At 27.4% G+C, this 19,438-nt stretch carries 20 protein-coding genes; 9 read left to right on the forward strand and 11 right to left on the reverse strand.

The features are described 5' to 3' along the window. Positions 1 to 4: 4 nt before the first annotated feature. Positions 5 to 1,600: an L-aspartate oxidase gene (locus tag AC8IG9_RS02970; RefSeq protein ID WP_507425335.1), complete on the reverse strand. Its 1,596-nt coding sequence runs from the start codon at positions 1,598 to 1,600 to the stop codon at positions 5 to 7. After that, positions 1,600 to 2,616, reverse strand: a complete 1,017-nt coding sequence (nadA, locus tag AC8IG9_RS02975) for a quinolinate synthase NadA (RefSeq protein ID WP_507425336.1) — start codon at positions 2,614 to 2,616, stop codon at positions 1,600 to 1,602. The genes AC8IG9_RS02970 and nadA overlap by 1 nt, the downstream gene beginning before the upstream one ends. A gap of 100 nt (positions 2,617 to 2,716) precedes the next feature. Here nadA and AC8IG9_RS02980 point away from each other — a divergent pair, with 100 nt between their 5' ends. Then, positions 2,717 to 3,253: a DUF4337 domain-containing protein gene (locus AC8IG9_RS02980; RefSeq protein ID WP_507425337.1), complete on the forward strand. Its 537-nt coding sequence runs from the start codon at positions 2,717 to 2,719 to the stop codon at positions 3,251 to 3,253. 7 nt (positions 3,254 to 3,260) lie between these two features. Here the strand turns inward: AC8IG9_RS02980 and ygfZ are convergent, their stop codons facing one another. Next, on the reverse strand, positions 3,261 to 4,139 hold the full coding sequence (ygfZ, locus tag AC8IG9_RS02985) for a CAF17-like 4Fe-4S cluster assembly/insertion protein YgfZ (protein WP_507425338.1): 879 nt from the start codon (positions 4,137 to 4,139) through the stop codon (positions 3,261 to 3,263). A gap of 39 nt (positions 4,140 to 4,178) precedes the next feature. Here ygfZ and AC8IG9_RS02990 point away from each other — a divergent pair, with 39 nt between their 5' ends. Then, entirely contained in the window at positions 4,179 to 5,492 is a 1,314-nt protein-coding gene (locus tag AC8IG9_RS02990) for a dihydroorotase (protein ID WP_507425339.1), read from the forward strand. Position 5,493: 1 nt separating this feature from the next. On the opposite strand, the gene AC8IG9_RS02995 is transcribed toward AC8IG9_RS02990, so the two are convergent. From AC8IG9_RS02995 to crtI, 4 genes are read right to left on the reverse strand one after another with little or no spacing between them, the layout of a single operon-like run. After that, positions 5,494 to 6,420, reverse strand: coding sequence for a Brp/Blh family beta-carotene 15,15'-dioxygenase (locus AC8IG9_RS02995; RefSeq protein WP_507425340.1), 927 nt, complete (start codon positions 6,418 to 6,420; stop codon positions 5,494 to 5,496). A gap of 4 nt (positions 6,421 to 6,424) precedes the next feature. Next, positions 6,425 to 7,555 (reverse strand): lycopene cyclase family protein, encoded by a 1,131-nt coding sequence (locus tag AC8IG9_RS03000; protein WP_507425341.1) that lies wholly within the window; start codon positions 7,553 to 7,555, stop codon positions 6,425 to 6,427. 6 nt (positions 7,556 to 7,561) lie between these two features. Further along, positions 7,562 to 8,395: a phytoene/squalene synthase family protein gene (locus tag AC8IG9_RS03005; protein ID WP_507425342.1), complete on the reverse strand. Its 834-nt coding sequence runs from the start codon at positions 8,393 to 8,395 to the stop codon at positions 7,562 to 7,564. After that, the gene (gene crtI / locus AC8IG9_RS03010) at positions 8,392 to 9,870 is read right to left on the reverse strand and encodes a phytoene desaturase family protein (protein WP_507425343.1); all 1,479 of its coding nucleotides are present in this window, start codon (positions 9,868 to 9,870) and stop codon (positions 8,392 to 8,394) included. The genes AC8IG9_RS03005 and crtI overlap by 4 nt, the downstream gene beginning before the upstream one ends. Positions 9,871 to 10,015: 145 nt before the next feature. On the opposite strand from crtI, the gene AC8IG9_RS03015 reads away from it, so the two are divergent. Next, positions 10,016 to 10,714 carry a bacteriorhodopsin-like gene (locus AC8IG9_RS03015; protein ID WP_507425344.1) on the forward strand — a complete coding sequence of 233 codons (699 nt, stop codon included), beginning with the start codon at positions 10,016 to 10,018 and terminating at the stop codon, positions 10,712 to 10,714. Positions 10,715 to 10,753: 39 nt separating this feature from the next. Here AC8IG9_RS03015 and AC8IG9_RS03020 read toward each other — a convergent pair whose 3' ends face one another. Then, complete coding sequence (locus AC8IG9_RS03020; protein WP_507425345.1) at positions 10,754 to 11,749, reverse strand: enolase C-terminal domain-like protein; 996 nt, start codon at positions 11,747 to 11,749, stop codon at positions 10,754 to 10,756. A gap of 36 nt (positions 11,750 to 11,785) precedes the next feature. Here AC8IG9_RS03020 and AC8IG9_RS03025 point away from each other — a divergent pair, with 36 nt between their 5' ends. Both AC8IG9_RS03025 and AC8IG9_RS03030 read left to right on the forward strand, forming a co-directional pair. After that, positions 11,786 to 12,106 (forward strand): 2Fe-2S iron-sulfur cluster-binding protein, encoded by a 321-nt coding sequence (locus tag AC8IG9_RS03025; RefSeq protein ID WP_507425346.1) that lies wholly within the window; start codon positions 11,786 to 11,788, stop codon positions 12,104 to 12,106. Position 12,107: 1 nt separating this feature from the next. Beyond that, complete coding sequence (locus tag AC8IG9_RS03030) at positions 12,108 to 13,127, forward strand: NAD(P)/FAD-dependent oxidoreductase (RefSeq protein WP_507425347.1); 1,020 nt, start codon at positions 12,108 to 12,110, stop codon at positions 13,125 to 13,127. On the opposite strand, the gene AC8IG9_RS03035 is transcribed toward AC8IG9_RS03030, so the two are convergent. After that, complete coding sequence (locus AC8IG9_RS03035) at positions 13,120 to 13,950, reverse strand: glycosyltransferase (RefSeq protein ID WP_507425348.1); 831 nt, start codon at positions 13,948 to 13,950, stop codon at positions 13,120 to 13,122. The genes AC8IG9_RS03030 and AC8IG9_RS03035 overlap by 8 nt on opposite strands. A gap of 4 nt (positions 13,951 to 13,954) precedes the next feature. Continuing rightward, positions 13,955 to 15,364 (reverse strand): glycosyltransferase family 39 protein, encoded by a 1,410-nt coding sequence (locus AC8IG9_RS03040; protein WP_507425349.1) that lies wholly within the window; start codon positions 15,362 to 15,364, stop codon positions 13,955 to 13,957. 32 nt (positions 15,365 to 15,396) lie between these two features. On the opposite strand from AC8IG9_RS03040, the gene dksA reads away from it, so the two are divergent. Further along, complete coding sequence (gene dksA / locus AC8IG9_RS03045; protein WP_017971965.1) at positions 15,397 to 15,813, forward strand: RNA polymerase-binding protein DksA; 417 nt, start codon at positions 15,397 to 15,399, stop codon at positions 15,811 to 15,813. Here the strand turns inward: dksA and AC8IG9_RS03050 are convergent. Continuing rightward, on the reverse strand, positions 15,810 to 16,436 hold the full coding sequence (locus tag AC8IG9_RS03050) for a glutathione S-transferase family protein (RefSeq protein WP_507425350.1): 627 nt from the start codon (positions 16,434 to 16,436) through the stop codon (positions 15,810 to 15,812). The genes dksA and AC8IG9_RS03050 overlap by 4 nt on opposite strands. 41 nt (positions 16,437 to 16,477) lie before the next feature. Between AC8IG9_RS03050 and AC8IG9_RS03055 the strand changes: the two genes are divergently transcribed. From AC8IG9_RS03055 to AC8IG9_RS03065, 3 genes are read left to right on the forward strand one after another with little or no spacing between them, the layout of a single operon-like run. Then, a complete protein-coding gene (locus AC8IG9_RS03055) occupies positions 16,478 to 17,074 on the forward strand; it encodes a 2-hydroxychromene-2-carboxylate isomerase (protein WP_507425351.1) in 597 nt (198 codons plus the stop codon). A gap of 12 nt (positions 17,075 to 17,086) precedes the next feature. After that, positions 17,087 to 17,989, forward strand: coding sequence for a P-loop NTPase fold protein (locus AC8IG9_RS03060; protein ID WP_507425352.1), 903 nt, complete (start codon positions 17,087 to 17,089; stop codon positions 17,987 to 17,989). Beyond that, the gene (locus AC8IG9_RS03065) at positions 17,989 to 19,338 is read left to right on the forward strand and encodes a TolC family protein (protein WP_507425353.1); all 1,350 of its coding nucleotides are present in this window, start codon (positions 17,989 to 17,991) and stop codon (positions 19,336 to 19,338) included. The genes AC8IG9_RS03060 and AC8IG9_RS03065 overlap by 1 nt, the downstream gene beginning before the upstream one ends. Positions 19,339 to 19,438: the final 100 nt, after the last annotated feature.

Consider the following 19,438-nt stretch of genomic DNA (forward strand, 5'->3'; position numbering starts at 1 on the left):
GTATTTAAGCGACTTTTTCTATGTATTCTTTTTTATTTAGGAATTCTAACATTTCTTTTAGCGTAATTTGTCTTCTAAACAAAAATTTGTTATCTGATTTTGGATAATCGCTTCTAAAGTGAGCTCCTCTGCTTTCTTTTCTTAAGTATGCTGAATAAGTTATTAATCTTGATACTAAAATCATATCCTTAAGTTTAGCAGATAAATCTTTTGCTTCTCTTTCTATTCTGTCAATTTCAATAAATGCCTTTCTAAGTTTTTGTTCATTTCTATAAACACCTACTAAATCACTCATAATATTTCTAAGCTGCCAAATATATTTTTTTGCTCTAATTCTTGATGATGTTTTTTCTTTTGGTAAATACTTTTGAAAATTAATTTTTTTATCTTCAGTATTATTAAGCACTTCTGAATTAATAGAGTTTGCTATTCTTTTTCCAAAAACAAAAGCTTCAAGTAAAGAATTAGAAGCAAGTCTATTTGCGCCATGAGCTCCCGTTGAAGAGACTTCTCCGCAAGCCCAAAGACCTTTAATGGAGGATTTTCCGTTTTCATCAACAAAGATACCGCCCATATGATAATGAGCCGCAGGAGTTACAGGTATCTTTTCTTTAGTAAAATCAATATTAGCTTTTTTCAAAAAATTATAAGCACTTGGAAACATAGTTTGTAATTGCTCATTTGAGAATTTTCTACAATCTAAAAATGTTGAATGGCCAAGATCCTTTAATCTTTGTAGTTCACGAGCAACAATATCACGAGGAGCAAGATCGCCGCTTGGGTGTACTAACTTCATAAATTCATTATCATTCTCATCAACCACCTTAGCACCATCTCCTCTCAGCGCTTCTGTTAACAGTGGCGTTGGATCAAGACCAACATCCATTCCTGTTGGATGGAATTGAACAAATTCCATATCAGAAAGAACAGCGCCAGCACGAGCTGCCATAGCAATTCCTTCACCATAAATATCTCTAGGATTTGTTGTGTGTTCGTAAATACTACCAAGACCCCCGGTTGCAAGAACAACATTGGGTGTTTTAAAAAATGTAAAATTATTAACTATATTTTTTCCAACATGACGACCAATTAAACCAATAACTCTATTATTTTCTGTTATAATTTCATCAATGGTTACATCTTCTAGAATTGTAATATTCTCTAATTTTTGAATATTATTTATTAAAGTTTTTATAATTTCTCTTCCTGAGCTATCACCGTTTACTTTTAATACCCTTCGTCTTGTATGAGCGGCTTCTTGAGACATTAAAAAATTTTTAAGATGATCTTTGTCAAAATTAACTCCTTTTTCTTCTAGAAACTTAATAATAGATGCAGCTTCTTCAGTTATAATTTTAACAATTTTTTCATCACTTAATCCTGAGCTTGCTTTAATGGTGTCTTCAAAGTGAATTTTTGGACTATCATCTTTGCCAACTGCAGCAGCAATTCCTCCTTGCGCCCAAGCGCTTGATGAAGCTTCACCTAATTTCTTTTTAGAAATTAAAGTAACTTTTCTAGGATAAAGACATATTGCAGTCATTAATCCAGAAATTCCTGATCCAACAACAATAACGTCAGTAGTGTGTAAACTTTCCATTAGGCAAGACTAGATTGGCGACCCACTTTAATCATACGCTCAATAGGAAGTCTTGCTTTATCTATAATAGATTTATCAATTAAAACTTCATTTGTTTCGTTCATTAGACAATCGTAGATTTTTGGTAATTGTATTTTTTTCATATGTGGACATAAATTGCACGGCCTAACAAAATTTGTTCCTGGATTTTCAACTTGGACGTTGTCGCTCATAGAACATTCTGTAACTAAAAATACATTTTTAGGTTTGCTATTTTTTACATATTGAATCATTCCAGAAGTTGATCCGGTAAAATCGGAAGCTTTAATAACATCAGGAGGACATTCAGGATGGGAGACAATTACTAAGTCAGGATAACTTTTTCTTAGTTGATTTAATTCTTCAGCTGTAAACTGTTCATGAACCATACACTTACCATGCCAGGGAATAATTTTAACTTTAGTTTGTGAGGCGACATACTTTGCAAGATAGACATCAGGTAAAAATATAACTTCTTTTACTCCTAAAGATTCAACTACTTTTACTCCATTAGCTGAAGTACAGCAGACATCTGTTTCGGCTTTAACTTCAGCAGATGTATTTACATAAGTAACTACTGGAACCCCTGGGTATTTTCTTTTTAATTTTCTCACATCTTCGGCAGTAATAGATTCAGCAAGGGAACATCCAGCGTCCATATCTGGAATAAGAACTTTTTTATTAGGAGACATTATTTTTGCAGTCTCTGCCATAAAGTGAACGCCGGCCATAATGATAATATCTGCTTCAGTTTTTCCAGCTTCAATTGCTAAAGTTAAGGAGTCGCCAACAATATCGGCAACGCCATGGTAAATTTCTGGAGTTTGATAGTTATGTGCTAAAATAACTGCATTCTTGTTCTTTTTAAGCTCATTAATTTTATAAATATAAGGAGCATATAGTGGCCATTCTAATTCTGGCACTACAGATTTTATTTTTTGGTAAATGCTTGCAGTATTTTTTTCAATTTCTTTTGTAAATTCTAACGAAGAACTCATAAATTTTTAATAATTTATTATAGTATAATTATACTTAAATTAGCTAAAACATTTAAATTTTTATCTTTTCAAATGTTTCAAATATTATAATAAGTTAAATATGTCAGGAGCAAGTCACGAAATACAACATAATTCTAATAATAAAAAAATTGCGCTATTAATAGCAGTGTTAGCTCTTTTTCTTGCAATCTCTGAAACTATTAGCAAGTCGTATCAAACAGAAGTTTTAATCCTGCAAATGAAGTCTTCAGATCTTTGGGCTTTTTATCAGTCAAAAAATATTCGCCAATCCAGCATGAAAAATTCCAAAGACATAGTTAATATTATTGGAAAAAATGATGACAAAACTAAAGAAGCTATTCAAAGATGGGATAAGGATATTGTGCGTTATGATTCGGAACCCGCAACGGGAGATGGAAAAGCTGAACTGATGGAAAAAGCAAAACAGGCCGAGCATGAAAGAGATGTTGTTCTAAAAAAATATCATCGACTTGAAATTGCATCTGGATTATTACAAGTTGCGATAGTTATAGCTTCAGCTTCGGTTGTGACTGGAGTTGCAATATTATTTTGGTGCTCCGGCGGACTTGGTATAGTTTCTTTATTCTTTATAACTTTTGGAATTTTTTTTAGTTAATATAAAATTATAACCAATTAGGTAAATTAAGTTCTATAGTAGAAGTTTCAGTTTTTAATTCTTTGTTCATTAAAGAGTTTTTATTTTCTTTGTTTATTTTAATAATTGCAAAAGGAAATTGACCATCAATTATAATTTTTCCAATTTCTTCATTCTCTATAGTTATTTTTTGATTCTCTTTAACTTCACCGGAAATAATTTTTATTGCAAATAATCTTTTATTAACTTTGTTTTTCAGATTCATTCTTGCGGTGTTTTCTTGGCCTATATAACATCCTTTTTTTTGATCAATTCCATTTAACTCTTGAAAATTTGCCTCAAGAGAAAATATTTGATTTTGCAATTTATTAATATCTTTAGAAGGAATTCCTAATTTAAAAAGTTTTCCTTCAAATAAATATTTTTCATTTGATACTTCAATATTTAAATCATTTAGAAAGTCTTTAATTTTAGATTGTTTAATAACTGCTCTTGCTAAAGTATTTTTAATTCTCGGATCTTCAAAAATTAAGTAAGTTTTATAGTTAATTAAATTTAAATTGTTAAAGTTTAGCTCTTTAAATTTTAAAAAAGGGATATCAATACTAGTTAAATTTTTTTCAATTTTAATTTCGACTTTAGATCTTAATATATAACTATTGAGCTTATTAAATAAATCCTTGGTTAGCTCTTCATTGCATTCAATTAAATAAGATTTTTCTCTTTTTAAAATTATGAATTCAAATAGAAATTTTCCTTGTGGCGTTAATAATGATGCAAATATACAATTATTGTCAGTTACTTTTTTAATGTCATTAGAGATAATATTTTGAAGAAAGTCAGGACTATCAATTCCTGAAACACTGATAAAACCTTTGGAGGCTACATAAGCTTTTTCAGTTTCCATTATTGTACGTTTAGCTACTTTGGTGTATTAAATTTTTAGATGCCCAATATATATGATTTAATTATAAAAAACGGCAATTGTTTTATAAATAATAATCTCACCCAAACAGATATTGGAATTAAAGATAATAAAATTATTAAGATAGGCACAATCAACGAAAGTGGCGACAAAATTCTTGATGCAAAAGGTCTTACAATTATTCCAGGTGCAATAGATACCCAAGTTCATTTTAGAGAACCAGGCAATCCCGATAAAGAAGATTTAGAAAGCGGAAGTAAGGCCGCAATTTTAGGAGGAATAACAGCTATTTTTGAAATGCCAAATACCAATCCAACCACTGATAATTTTGAAAGATTTCAAGAAAAATTAGACCGAGCAAAAAATAGAATGTATTGCAATTATGCATTTTATTTTGGAGCAACAGAAAATAATTTTGAACTAATTAAACAGACTATTAATTTAGAGGGATGCTGTGGGATTAAAATGTTCGTAGGATCGTCCACTGGAACATTGCTTGTTACTAAAGATGAGGCAATTGAAGAGGTTATTAGAATAAGCCCAAGAATTGTCTCGATTCATTCAGAAGACAATGATCTGTTAGAAAAGAAAAAATCATTAATTGAGAACGGAAATGTAAAGACACATTCTATCTGGAGGGATTCTGAAGTTGCAATTACTTCCACTAAAAAAGTAGTAGCTTTTGCAAATAAGCATAAAAAAAGAATACATATTTTACACGTGTCATCCAAAGAAGAAATAGAATTTTTGTCGAATAATAAAAAATATGCAACGGTTGAAACAACCCCTCAATTTTTAACTTTATTTGCACCAGACTGTTATGAACAACTTGGAACCTTAGCTCAAATGAATCCTCCAATTAGAACAAAAGATCATCAAGATGTTTTATGGAAAGGATTATTAGATGGTACAATTGATGTACTTGGATCTGATCATGCTCCCCATACATTGAAAGAAAAACAAAAACCATATCCCGAAAGCCCTTCTGGCTTAACAGGAGTTCAAACCATGCTTCCGATTATGTTAGATCATGTAAATAATAAAAAACTTACATTACAAAAACTAGTCGAACTTATAAGTATCAATCCTTGTAAAATTTTTAATATAAAAAAAAGGGGAGAAATTAAAGAAGGTTATTATGCAGATCTAACCATAATTGACATGAATCTAAATTTCAAAATTACTAATGATTGGATCGCAAGTAGATGTGGATGGACATCATTTAATAACAAAACAGTTAAGGGATTTCCAGTTGGAACAGTTGTAAATGGAAAAGTTGCCTCTTGGGATAAAAAAATTCTTGATACTAAATTGGGAAAGCCTTTAGAATTTTAAATTAGGCATCCAAAAAATAATGAAGGACAATGTGCGGTAGTGTTACTGAAGCAAGTGCAATAAAAATAATTTTTTGAATTACGTCCTCAAATATATCAAAATTGGAAAAAACATATAAACTTATAGACAGAGCCAAGGATACAATAATAGTTATAGGCAGACTTCTAAATATAAAAGTTTTTATTCCGATAAAAATATTAGAGTTTAATTCACTAGCAATAACAAGAATATTTTTGAGCGAATGTACAAAGCAAAAATATAAAGTAAAGGCGACAATTATATTAAACAAATTAAAAATTATTAGAGTTAAAAAAATCTCAAAAATAATAATACACATATCTGTGTAAGAAATTTTTTTTTTAAAAAGAACAGATAAATAAAATATAAATTGTAATAAAAGATTAATTGGCAGTAATATATTAACAAGATTATTTGAGATTAAAGTAAATTCCTTTGTAAAAAGAAGTTTATTAAATATTTCATTTGTTTCATTAAATTTAAAATATAGAGACGATAGAATAATTAGGGATCCCTTTAGAAAAAAAATAAATGAATTAAACTTGGATATTTTAGTTGTATAAATTTCTAGATCTTCTTTGCCAAAATGAAACGAGGAAATAATTAAAAAAGTAATTAAAGAAATCTTAGGATTTAAATACCAGGCATAAAAAACAATTAAAACTAAGCAGATATAAGTTAAATAAAATAATAATTCTGAAAATCTAATTTTTTTATAAAGAAATATTCTGGCTTTTTGACTATCATAAGCTCCATGCGACATTCCAATTGTAGCAATTAAAAAAAAACAAATCAGATATTTGTTTGTCAAAGATAAGTTAATTAAATCTTGCAAAAAAAATAAGAAGACGACTAACATAAAGAACAGAAAATTAACTTTACTAAAATATTTCTTAAGATTTTTTTTCATAAAGTTATAATTTTAATAATTTTTTTATAAAAATTAACTTAGGCATACTAAAAATTATTTTACAATCTTCATATAAACTACTATTGTTGGACAAAAAATTAACAATATCTTTTGTTTTATTTTTTTTAAATAAATTAAAAAAAATGTTTCGCATTTCACTTCTTTTTTCTAAAAGAACGTTAATAAATATATTGTCTAGAAAATTATATTTAATATTTAAATTTGATATATTTACAATTTTATTTTGTAATATATCCGATACTATTTTTTTGACAGATTTTTGAATATTTAAAAAAGTGTAACCAGTACTCTTTCTGGTTAGATTAGCAGAAGTTCCAATTGGTATTATTTTTTTGTAGCCAATATTATTTTGATAATGATGCATAGGAATAGATCCCATTTCAGAATATTTGATCTGATATTTTTTTTTATAATTTAAATTGTCTTTAATATAAGAATTTATTTCTGATAGGTAACGAGTTGTTAAAAAGTTTTTTTGATCCGATATCCAAGTGCTCTCAATAAAAATTTTCCCCATCCCCATTGGCAATGTATAAAAAAAGTGAACCCAGTTATCTTGTGAGCAATTAAAGTCCATTAAAACTGGATATTCCGGTAAGTTTATGGGTTCATTCAATTCAATTTCACAACCATAAAAATGTTGAAATAGCTCATGTTCTAAAGAGCTTTTGTTATCTAATGAGCTGTTAAATACCAGATTAGATCTAAAAATTTCATTATCAGAGTGTAATGTTACTTCCTTGTTATTTTCATAAACTCTATCAATAGATTTATTTAAAAAGAATTTAACATTCTTGTTTGTAGATAAATTATCTAAAATTTTTTTATAAAACTTTCCGCTATCAATCGATTGATATTCAAAATCTTCACAATTTAATATGACTTCTTCGTTATTATTTTTAACGATAAATTTATTCCATTTATTAATTAAGCAGTCGTTAAATGAATGTGTATCAACACCCCAATAAGACCATATTTTATCTCTATTAAAATTCTCTCTTTTATCGATAATCGCACATGTTTTATTTTCAAAAAGATTATTAACATTCATTTCAAAAGCCAGCGATAATCCAGAACACCCAGCGCCAATAATAATATAATCAAATCTATACATTAGTGATTAATTTTTATAATTCCCCTTAATAATAACAAAAATATAAAATGCTTTAATTGTTATAATAATTTTTTCTAAAAAGTTTAAGTAAGTATGTTTTGAAAAATATTCATCTTCATCATGATTAATTATTTTTTTCCCAATGCCTTGATATAATAAGCTTGCTAAAAAAATTGAAAATTTTATTGTTTTAGGTAGAAATTTTATTCCACTGTTTCCATTAACATAATATCTGTCTGCTAAAATAATTAATTTTTTAATAGCAAAAAATAAATCTTTTTTATTAAAATTATTATTAATAATATCTTCTGGGGTTACATCTTCCTTTAGAAAATTTTTGGGCAAGTATAGTCTTTTTAAATCTGCATCTTTTACTACATCTCGAGAAATATTAGTAAGTTGCATTGCGATTCCTAAATTAATTGCATGTTTGATAGCCTTTGAGTTTGTTGTATTAAAAATATAAGCCATCATAGCACCAACAGTTCCTGCTACGTAATATGAGTATTTTAAAAGTTCATTAGTTGTTTTTATTTTTACATTTTTTGTATCTAAACTGACGCCATAAAATAAATCCATTACATATTTTCTTGGAATTCGATATTTAGACTCAATTTTCTTAAACTTATTAATTACTAAATTTTTTGAATTTTTACTTTTATAATCTTGTATAAATTTTTTTATATTATTTTTAGAATTTGATTTTACATCTACTAAATTATCAACCACTCTGCAAAAGGCATATAGAATTGAACAATCGTCTATAATCTCTTTTTTTAGAAATTTTCCGGCCCAATAAAATGATTTTCCGTGACGTTTTATATAAAGTTCAGTTCTCATTTTGCTCTCGGTATAATTTTATCTAAGATCTTAGCTGACGATAAAACTCCTGGAATTCCAGCTCCAGGATGTGTTCCTGCACCTACAAAGTATAAACCTTTATAAATCTCAGATTTATTATGAAATCTAAAATAAGCTGATTGTGAAAATTTTGGCTGCACAGAGAAACCAGAGCCATGAAGAGTTTTTAGTTCAGTTTCAAAATAATCAGGAGTTATATAAAAGTCCTCTTCAATGTAATCTTCAATTTGCGGCAATAAAGTTGAACTTAGTTTTTTTATTATAACTTGTTTAAATTTTTCAGCTTCTTCACTCCACTTAATATTTGATAAGTTATTTGGCACCGGTACTAGCACATAAAAACAATCTTTATTATGAGGGGCCATACTAGGATCTGTTGCTGTAGGTCGATGCAAATAAAAACTTATGTCATCGTTTAATATTTTTTTATTAAATATTTCATTTAATAATTCTTTATATGAATCTCCAAAATAAATACTATGATGTTCAATATTATTGTATTTTTTTTTAGAGCCAAAATAATAAACAAATAATCCCATAGAGTAATCCATTCGTTTCATTTTAGTTTTAAATAAAAAATTATTTTGTTTTTTATCCAACAAGTGCTTATAGACAAATGGAGGGTCAGCATTGCAAACTACTATTTCTGAATTAATAATTTGGTTATTTTTAGTTATTACACCTATTACATTTTTTTTTTCTGTTATAATTTTTATCACTTCATCATTTTTAATAATTTTAATCCCAATTTCGCTCATTAATTTTTCTAATGAAGAAATAATTTTTCCAGTTCCACCTAACGCATAATGCACTCCCCATTTTTTTTCTAAAAATAAAATTAATGTATATATTGAAGTTGTTGAAAATGGATTGCCACCAACCAAAAGAGGATGAACACTAAATATTTTTCTTAATTTTTCATTTTTTAAAAATTTGGAGACTAGTTTGAAAACAGAAAAATAGCTTTTAAGTATTAATAAAGATGGAATTTGCCTCAACATAAACGTAAATTTTGAAAAAGGCTTATCCGCTAATTCTAAGTAACCTTTATTAAATATTCTTTCTGAAAATTTTATAAGTTTTTCAAAGCCTTTAATATCATCTGAATTAAATTTAGATATTTCTCTTAAATTTTCTTCATGATTATTTGAATAATTAAATTTTGATAAATCACTAAATATGAATTGGTACCAAATTTTTAATGGAATAATTTTTACATAATTATTGATGTCTTTTTTAAATAAAGAAAATAATTCCTCCAATAGATAAGGAGCTGTAATTACCGTTGGTCCGGCATCAAAGGTATAGCCATTTCTAATAAATGTTCTTGCTCTTCCTCCTAGGTCGGAATTTTTTTCAATTAAGGTAACATCATAATTCATAGCCCTTAATCTTATGGCTGAGGCTATGCCTCCAAAGCCAGATCCTATTACTATCGCTGTTTTATTAGTCATGAATTAATATTATTTACATATAAGATTGGTTGTATTGTTTAAAAAAACGCTAAAATTAACGATTTTTTTTATTTTATTAACTTTCAATAATTTGCGAATTACCTTAAGTTAAATTACTTAAATAACAAAAATAGGGAATAAATAAATGAAAACAGCACTTTTACAATCCAATGATTTAACTGGGATTTCATTCTGGTTAATATCAATGGCTCTTCTAGCTTCTACTTTCTTTTTCTTTATTGAAAGAAACTCAGTAAAAGCTTCTTGGAGAACTTCAATGACTCTATCTGGTCTAGTAACAGGTATTGCTTTTGTGCATTACATGTACATGAGAGAAGTTTGGGTAACTACAGGAACTTCCCCAACAGTATTTAGATATATTGATTGGCTATTAACAGTTCCATTATTAATGGTTGAATTCTATTTTATACTTTCAGCTGTTAAAAAAGTTTCCTCAGGAATATTCTGGAGACTGTTACTTGGAACATTAGTAATGCTAATAGGTGGATACGCTGGTGAAGCGGGATATATCGGTGTGAACGCAGGATTTATAATTGGTATGGGTGGATGGATTTTCATTCTATACGAAATATTTTCTGGTGAAGCTGGAAAAGAAGCTGCGAGATTATCAGGCGCCGCAAAAGATTGTTTTGTATTCTGTAAATGGATCGTGACAATTGGTTGGGCGGTCTATCCTTTAGGTTACCTTTTCGGATATATGACAGGATCAGCAAATGAGGTTACGCTTAATCTTGTTTATAACTTAGCTGACTTTATTAATAAAATATTGTTTGGATTGGTTATTTACAAAACTGCATCCAGCTTAAATGTGGGAAACAAATAATTATATTGTTTATTAAATTATAAAAGTTTCCGCAAAGTTTTAAAAAAGGCCCTCAAGATTTTCTTCAGGGCCTTTTTTATTTAGCCATATAAAATTTTTATTTAAAAATAAATTTCCATTCTTATAAGAAACCCCTTTTTTAAAATCATTATTTAAAAAATAAGCTCCATCGAGATCTAAAAAGTCACAATATTTTGCAAGTAAAATAGCAGGGACAATAGACAAAGAAGAACTTACCATACATCCTAGAAGTATTTTTTTATTTTTTTTTTTAACAAGTTTTATAATTTCTTTACTTTTATTAAGTCCTCCAAATTTATCAATTTTTAAGTTAACAACTTGATAATATTTTAAAATATTTTTTTTATTACTGACATGAAAAGACTCATCAGCACAAAATAATATTCTAGTTTTTATATTTTTAAGCTTATAATCTTGACCATATTTAAATGGTTGTTCAATAATAATTACATTCAATTTTTCTAAATCTTTAATTATTCTTTTTAGCAACGTAAAATTTAATCCCTCGTTAGCATCAATAATAATTTTAGACTTAGGACAATTTTTTTTTATAAATTTTGTGGTTTCTAAAATGTTATTTTTATTAACTTTTATCTTAATAAGGGGTATTTTTCTAAATTTACTAATAATCTTTTTAAGCTTTTTTATATTAGTTATAGGTAAAGTTATTGAAGTTAAATATTTGGATTTTAATTTTTGTTTTATAATATTTTTTGAGTGAAGTTGCGTAAAAGCCAATTGTAATGCTGACCTAAGTGATAAATATTTAATTTCTTCAAATTTTTCTTGTCTTATTAGTTGTGTAATTTCAAAATTTTTTTCTAGTAGGTAATTAAATATTTTTAACTGACTCTCACCATATCTTTTATAGGGGATGCATTCTGCAAAACCACTTCTATAACCTTGTGATAACTTTATTATTATTGCTTTTACAATTGTTTTACTGTCTCTGGATATTTTAAAAGAATCTTTTAAAAAGAATTTTTTTTTAACAAATTGTAATTTCAAAAACATTAATTCACTGTTATATAACTCTTAGTTTTTAATTTAATGCCAAAAATCATTTATATAGAATTCAGTGGAAAAGAGCATCACATAGAAATGCCTGTTGGTTATTCAATTATGGAAGGCGCCGTAAAGAATTCTATTCCGGGCATTGATGCGGATTGCGGAGGATCCTGCGCATGTGCAACATGTCATGTTTATGTTGATGAAAAATTTATAGACAAAATACCAAAGGCTCAGGAATCCGAACAAGATATGATAGACTTTGTTGTAAATCCAAAAAACAATAGCAGACTAAGTTGTCAGCTTATGATTACGGATGAACTTGATGGTATAGTTGTTAGAATGCCAGAAAAACAAAGTTAATATGACTATAAAAACAGATACAGTCGTTATCGGCGCAGGACCTGTTGGATTATTTTCTATTTTTGAACTCGGTATTTTAGGCCTTAATGCACACGTTATTGATAACTTGGATAAAATAGGAGGCCAATGCATAGAACTTTATCCCGATAAACCAATCTATGATATTCCAGGAATTCCAAACTGCACTGGGGAGAGTTTAATTAAAAACTTATTAGATCAAATAGAACCTTTTAAAGCACAATTCCATCTTAATCAGCGAGTAAATGAAATAAAAAAAAATAATAAATTATGGCAGGTTATAACAAGCGATAATGAAATTTTTGAAACACCAAATATTATTATTGCAGGTGGAGTCGGTTCTTTTGAGCCAAGGAAATTAGATCTTAAAGATATTGAAAAGTTTGAGGGAAAAGGTTTTTATTATTCAGTTAAAGACAAATCTAAATTTAAAGATCAGACGATTGCTATATTTGGCGGAGGTGACTCAGCTTTAGATTGGACTTTAGAATTATCAAATATTGCCAAAAAAGTTTATTTAATTCACAGAAGAGATGATTTTAAAGGAGCACCTCATACATTAAATAAAATTAAAGAGATTTCAAAATCTGGTAAAATTGAAATTAAAACTTTTTATCAACTTAAAGGAGTTAATGGAGATAAAAAATTAGAAAGTATTGATATACAAAAAAATAGCGATGCAATCGAAAATCTAAAAATAGATTCTGCTATTGCTTTTTTTGGACTTAAAATGGAATTAGGCCCAATTGCTAATTGGGGTCTGAATCTAGACAATAAATGCATTTCAGTTAATACAAAAAATTTTCAAACAAATGAAGAAGGTATTTTTGCTGTGGGTGATATTTGTACATATCCAGGAAAGCTTAAGCTAATCCTTTCAGGATTTCATGAGGGGGCTTTAGCAGCAAGAGAGTGTTTTTCTAGAGCAAGACCGAATGAAAATTTTGTATTTCAATACACCACTTCTTCAACGCAGATACATAAGCGTCTAGGGGTTAAATAGTGTTTTTTTGGTATAGATAAAAAGTAGTAAAAATAATTAATATATTAATTACTGCAATAGGGATCATAAGTACTAAAAAAATATTTTTAGTATAAAGAAAAGAAAAAATACCGAATAGAAACATAAGTAATGACGATCTAAGCAAAACTTCATATTTAAAAACAGATAAAATTAATAAAGAGTGCCTAACAAGTTTTAAAAAACTCATTTTGGTAGGACCGTGATATCTAATTCCTCGTATTGAAGGAATCTGTTGCTTGTCTTTTATAAATTTAGAAATAGTTCCTGAAAAACTTACAAAAAGATTCTGGTTGGATGATAGTGAACTTAATTCTTTTTTAGGAATGCACATAAAATTTCCAAATTTTATTGAGTGACCTGTTAATACTAAGGTTAAAATTTTGTGCAAAATATAGAAAAATTTAAATAAAATACCCTCGGAGCGTTTAATTCGATTTGCGGTAATGGTTGATAATGGAAAAGCAATAGACTTTAATATTAACTGTTTTATTTCTTCTGGACGATCTTCGCCATCGCCATCCATAACAATTAAGTAATCAAAATCACTTTTATTGCTTAGATATTGTATTCCATTAGCAATACTTTTTCCATGTCCAATATTTTTAGCATTCTTAATTATTTCAATATCATTAAATGAATTAAAGTTAATTTTTTTATTTAATATTTCTGTCGAGCAATCATCGATTACTAAAATTTTAATATTGCCGAATGCATTAAGTTTAAGATCATCAATATTGCTTAAAAGAGTCGATAAAGATTCCCAGTCATTGAATACAGGAATTAATATTCTATAAGTTTTCATCTATTTAAAAAATAAAGCATACATCATGATCGCTTATTTTTTTATACATAATATTTTTAATATTAATATTTTTCTTATTACATAAGTTTGGTCCAATATCTTTTGAAATAATGACAGCAGTTTTTTTATAAAAATCATCTTTTTCTTCTAAAAAAACCTTCGGCCTATTACTCAAATGATAAGATAAATTTCCAGCATACCATTCTGAAAATCCTACATTGGAAATATTATCTCTAGATACTAGCTTCCATTCTTTCTCAATTTGAGCTGCTATTTTCTTTCCTTCATATCCTGTTCTGCTGTCAAAATATATTGATCTTAAGGAGTATAAAGTTGGAGATAAAATTAAAAATAAAATTAACAATATATTAAAATTTCTTACTTTTTTAAAATTAATTTGATTTTGAAATAAATATATAAAGAATATTCCACTCATAGAATAAAACGGAATCATCCACATAGTTTTTATTTTAGACCCTGTAATAAGCGAGGTTACTAAAATTAATATAAACGGTAGTAAAAAAGTGAATATTAAAAAAATAAACTTTTCATCCTTTAAAAAAAATTTTAATTTTAATCTTTCTACTAACGAATAAATTAACAATAAAAATGGGATGAGTATTGTTAATTGACTTGTTATAAATTTAACGGGATTTAATAAATGATTGTAAATATTAAAATCATTTAAACCTCCTCTTTTAAGTGCGTATTGAATAGTTACAAAATCGTTTTGTTTTAACCATTGCAAATGTGGAGTTATTAATAAAATAAAAATTAATAATGCATACAAACAATTTAAATTAAATTTATTTTTTTTATAAAAAATAAAAATTAAATAAGCAAATAATGATAATAATAAATATGCAAATATATATTTTGTTAAAAATCCTAGTGCAGAAAATATACCTAAAAAAATCCAATCGGTCATTTTGTTATTTTTTGTGCACTTCCAAAAAAAATATATTGTAATTATCCATAAAGGTATCTGGCAAATGTTCACGTTAAATTGAGGAGTTTCAAAACTGAAAAAAGCAATCCCCTCTAAAGAAATTACAGATAAAAGTATTTCAGTTTTTTTCTTTAAGAAAATTGATGAAACCTTCCATAAAAATATAAAAGAAATAACAATAAATAACTGGCTTAATAAATAATAAACCCAATCTTTATTAGCAAAAATTTTAAAAAGCAGACCTGGTATCCAAGCACTTAATGGCGGATGTTTATTGTAGCCTAAATCAAAATCTTGTCCCCAAGCCAACGCTTCAATAATATCTAGTGGTAAATTTTTATTCGAAAAATAGGGAACTATCGTCCAAAGAATCAGATGGTAAAGACATAATAGATAAAAAATTTTTTTTTCTTTACTAGGTTGTATCATTAATGATGATTTAATTGATTCAATGCAACTTGACACTATAAAAAAGGCTCTTATATTCCCCCATCCTGATGGCTACAAAGTTACCAAAGAACTACACACCTAGCGCTAAAGAAAAGTACATGTGCGCAAAACATAAAGAATATTTTAGAAGAGTTCTTGAGGATTGGAAAAAAGAATTAACCCTTCAGAATGATAAAATACTTTTTAATGAATTAGATGATAACGATACGTCTGCTGATGTTGTGGATCAAGCAACTTCACAAACAGGAAAAGCCATTGAGATGAGAACTGTAAATAGAAATAAAAAACTTATTTCTAAGATAGATAAAGCCGTTAAAAAAATTAAAGATGATACTTATGGTTATTGCGAAGAGACTGGAGAGGAAATAGGATTAAAGAGACTTATGGCTAGACCAATTGCAACTTTAACTGTTGAAGCCCAAGAAAGACACGAAAGAGAAGAGAAAATTTTCGCTGACAGTTAACTAATAAGTGGTATTTTTTCTCCCAAATTTTCAGGATCATAACCTTTAATAACAGCTTTTCTTTTAGAAATATCTTCATACCATCTTGATAGGTTTTTATATTTTTTAATACCCACATCATGCCATTCGTGGCGACACAACCAAGGGAATGTGGCGATGTCTGCAATAGTATATTCATTACAAGCTAAATATTTATTTTTTTCAAGTTGCTTATCTAAATATTCGTAGATTTTTTTTGCAAGATCTAAAAATCTATTTTCAGCAAATTCACTCTTGCCTTTATTGAATTTATGAAAAAAATGAAGCTGTCCTAGCATAGGACCTACAAAACTAACTTGAACCATTAACCATTCGTTAATTTTTTTTTCATATTGAAGAGGATAAAATTTAAAATTATTTTTTTTTGATAAATAAATTAATATTGCTCCCGATTCGAACACAGTTTCACCGCTATCAATAATTAATGGTATTTTATTTAAAGGACTGATTTTTGAAAATTTATCTGAAAATTGTTCATTTTTAGTTATGTCAATTTTTGTCAGTTTGTATTTTAATTCTAGCTCTTCTAGCAAAATAGAGATCTTTCTTCCATTTGGTGTGGGGTAATAAAATAATTCAATCATAAGAACTACAGGTTTTATTTAAATAGTTTATACAAGTACATATGAAAAAAATTTTATATTTTTACAGCGTTGTATCTCCCTATTCTTATTTAGGAACAAAAAAATTGTTAGAGATTTCAAAAAAATATTCAGCTGAAATAATAGAAAAACCAGTTAATTTGGCAGAAAAAGTTTTTCCAGCAACAGGAGGAGTTCCTGTACCGCAAAGGCATATATCTCGTCAGCTTTATAGAAATGTAGAGCTTGATAGGTGGAGTTCGCATTTGAATATTAAATTTAATAAAAAACCAAAGTTCTGGCCACCGAAAGATCCTCATACTCCAGCACTTTTTCTTATAGCAAGTATTGAAATGGGAAAAAAAATGGATTTTGGATTTAAAGTATTGGAACATATCTGGGCTAAAGAGAGCGATATTTCCAATTTGGATACAATGAAGTTAATAGCAAATAATTTAGAAATTAATTTTGATGATTTAAAAAAATTAGCAATGTCTGAAAAAATTAAAAAGATTTATGAAGATAACACTCAAGAAGCAATTAATCTAAATGTGTTTGGTGTTCCTACTTATATTTATAAAAATGAAATGTTTTGGGGTCAGGATAGATTAAGTTTTTTAGAAAATTCATTGAAAAACTAAAGTTAGTTAATAATGAATCAAGAATTAATTTTAGAATTTAATGAATTAAAAAAAAAACTTTTTATAAAGGAAAACTTAAATAAAATTTTTAAAAATATATACTTAAAATTAGCAGAAATTATTTTTTTAAAAAAAATAAATTTAAATAAACCAATTATTATAGGCCTTTCAGGAGCGCAAGGGTCTGGCAAATCTACATTTTCTCAATTTTTAAAATTAATTTTAGAAAAAAAATACAATTTAAAAACAACCGTTGTCTCTATCGATGATGTTTATAAGACTAAAAAAGAAAGAATTAGAATATCAAAAAAAATTAACAAACTTTTTATAACGCGGGGTGTCCCAGGAACGCATGATATTAATTTTTTAGTTAATTTTTTTAAACATTTTATCAAAAAAGATAATAATACTTTTTTAATTCCAAAATTTGATAAATCATTTGATGATCGTTTTTCTAAAAAGTTTTGGTATAAGATCAAAAATAATAATGATGTATTTATTTTAGAAGGCTGGTGTGTTGGTGCTAGACCTGAAAATATTTTTCAAAATTTAAAAAAACCAATTAATAAATTAGAAGCTTTAGAAGACAAAAAGTTTACATGGAGAAAAAAAGTTAACGAACATTTAAATAAAGATTATAAATATCTATTTTCTTTTATTGATTTAATGATTTATTTAAAAATCCCTAATTTTAAAAAAGTTTTAGACTGGAGAACTTTGCAAGAAAATAAGATAAAATATTCAATACAAAAAAGATCTAGTAAGCTTAAAATAATGACTGTTAATGAAATAAAAAGATTTATAATGTTTTATGAGCGGATAACTAAAAAAATGCTCATAGATATGCCTAAATTTGCTGATATAATCGTGCCTATTAAACCAAATCATCAACCTAAGAAAATTATATTAAATTAATGGTTATTTTTATAAAATTTTTATTCTTATTTATTTTTTTATTAAGCAACAATGTTTATGCTGAAGAAAATATTGTTAAATCTCTAAGTTCTGCTTATTTAAAGAATCCAAAATTAAACGCTGAACGAGAAAGAGCCAAAGCAGTCGACGAAAATTTAGTGCAAGCTTCTAGTGCTTTTAAGCCAACCATAACTATTTCTGCCTATAAAAGTGATACTGATAATCAAGGAATCACAACAGCATCCGGAGTAAGCTCTCCATCAACTAACGCACAGACAACGGGAAAATCTCTTACTATAGAGCAAAAGATATTTAATTTTAATGACATGTATAATTATGAAAGAGAAAAGAGCTCAGTTCAAATAGCTAGATATAATTTACAAAAAATTGAACAGGATGTTTTATTAGAGTCTGCAGATGCTTATTTAGGAACGTTATTAGCTCAAAATAAAGTTGATATTTTTAAAGATATTTTAAATTTATCAGAAAAACAAGTTGAGTTGGACAAAAGTAGATTAGATAGAGGAATTATTACTATAGCTGATTTAGCTCAATCAGAAAGTGCACTTGCAGCAGTTCAGTCTTATTTGTTAAGTGCTGAAAATGATTCTTTAATTATTAAAAAAATTTTTAAGAATGCAATAGGTTACGAGCCTGTAGACTTAAAAGAAGTTGAAAACTTAACTTTAAATTTACCTAAGTCTTTAGAGGAGACAGTTAATTATTTGCAAAAAGATAATCCTATTTTAAAGATTGCGGAGTTTTCTCTTAAAAAAGCAGAAAGCGATTATAAGTCATCTGTTGCTGAACTTTCTCCTACTTTTAGTCTTTCTTATAATATTACAGATTATGATGGTTACACCACATCTCTTGATAAAACAAAACAACAAGTAGCAAAAGCACAAGCGTCAATTCCTCTTTATCAAGGAGGAAAACAAACTTCAGTTATTTCACAAAAAAGAGCTTTATTAGATGGAGCTGATCTGGATTTGCAAACAACAAAAAATACAGTTGATAAAGATGCGTATGCAGCATGGTCTAGTTATAAGTTAGCATTAAGTAATTTTGAGTTATCAAAATTAAGACTCAAAGCATCAGAAATGGCTTATGAAGGAATTTCTCAAGAATACGAATCTGGATCAAGATCAAGTTTAGAAGTAATTACATCACGAGCAGCGCTTCTAGATTCTAGAATAAATTTTGCAACTGCTGATAAAGAAAGAATTATTTCTCAATTTAGATTGTTAACTTCAGTTGGAATTTTAACCGCTAAAAATTTATCTTTAGAAGGTAAATTGTATGATGCTGATGGATATTCAAAAAGCAGCTGGATAAGACACTTATTTTAGTAAAAAATACATATATTTCATATACTTATCAATATAATTGAATAAAAGAACAAAATGTGTACATTGGTTTTATTGAGTCGTTATAAAAAAAACTAATTAA

It is taken from the genome of Candidatus Allofontibacter sp., from assembly GCF_040404065.1.
Taxonomy (GTDB): Bacteria; Pseudomonadota; Alphaproteobacteria; order Pelagibacterales; family Pelagibacteraceae; genus Fontibacterium.

Bases quoted from the DNA above. Each gene is read 5' to 3' on its own strand.
- AC8IG9_RS02970 (WP_507425335.1), bottom strand. From the start codon at position 1,600: ATGGAAAGTTTACACACTACTGACGTTATTGTTGTTGGATCAGGAATT.
- nadA (WP_507425336.1), bottom strand. From the start codon at position 2,616: ATGAGTTCTTCGTTAGAATTTACAAAAGAAATTGAAAAAAATACTGCA.
- AC8IG9_RS02980 (WP_507425337.1), top strand. From the start codon at position 2,717: ATGTCAGGAGCAAGTCACGAAATACAACATAATTCTAATAATAAAAAA.
- ygfZ (WP_507425338.1), bottom strand. From the start codon at position 4,139: ATGGAAACTGAAAAAGCTTATGTAGCCTCCAAAGGTTTTATCAGTGTT.
- AC8IG9_RS02990 (WP_507425339.1), top strand. From the start codon at position 4,179: ATGCCCAATATATATGATTTAATTATAAAAAACGGCAATTGTTTTATA.
- AC8IG9_RS02995 (WP_507425340.1), bottom strand. From the start codon at position 6,420: ATGAAAAAAAATCTTAAGAAATATTTTAGTAAAGTTAATTTTCTGTTC.
- AC8IG9_RS03000 (WP_507425341.1), bottom strand. From the start codon at position 7,555: ATGTATAGATTTGATTATATTATTATTGGCGCTGGGTGTTCTGGATTA.
- AC8IG9_RS03005 (WP_507425342.1), bottom strand. From the start codon at position 8,395: ATGAGAACTGAACTTTATATAAAACGTCACGGAAAATCATTTTATTGG.
- crtI (WP_507425343.1), bottom strand. From the start codon at position 9,870: ATGACTAATAAAACAGCGATAGTAATAGGATCTGGCTTTGGAGGCATA.
- AC8IG9_RS03015 (WP_507425344.1), top strand. From the start codon at position 10,016: ATGAAAACAGCACTTTTACAATCCAATGATTTAACTGGGATTTCATTC.
- AC8IG9_RS03020 (WP_507425345.1), bottom strand. From the start codon at position 11,749: ATGTTTTTGAAATTACAATTTGTTAAAAAAAAATTCTTTTTAAAAGAT.
- AC8IG9_RS03025 (WP_507425346.1), top strand. From the start codon at position 11,786: ATGCCAAAAATCATTTATATAGAATTCAGTGGAAAAGAGCATCACATA.
- AC8IG9_RS03030 (WP_507425347.1), top strand. From the start codon at position 12,108: ATGACTATAAAAACAGATACAGTCGTTATCGGCGCAGGACCTGTTGGA.
- AC8IG9_RS03035 (WP_507425348.1), bottom strand. From the start codon at position 13,950: ATGAAAACTTATAGAATATTAATTCCTGTATTCAATGACTGGGAATCT.
- dksA (WP_017971965.1), top strand. From the start codon at position 15,397: ATGGCTACAAAGTTACCAAAGAACTACACACCTAGCGCTAAAGAAAAG.
- AC8IG9_RS03050 (WP_507425350.1), bottom strand. From the start codon at position 16,436: ATGATTGAATTATTTTATTACCCCACACCAAATGGAAGAAAGATCTCT.
- AC8IG9_RS03055 (WP_507425351.1), top strand. From the start codon at position 16,478: ATGAAAAAAATTTTATATTTTTACAGCGTTGTATCTCCCTATTCTTAT.
- AC8IG9_RS03060 (WP_507425352.1), top strand. From the start codon at position 17,087: ATGAATCAAGAATTAATTTTAGAATTTAATGAATTAAAAAAAAAACTT.
- AC8IG9_RS03065 (WP_507425353.1), top strand. From the start codon at position 17,989: ATGGTTATTTTTATAAAATTTTTATTCTTATTTATTTTTTTATTAAGC.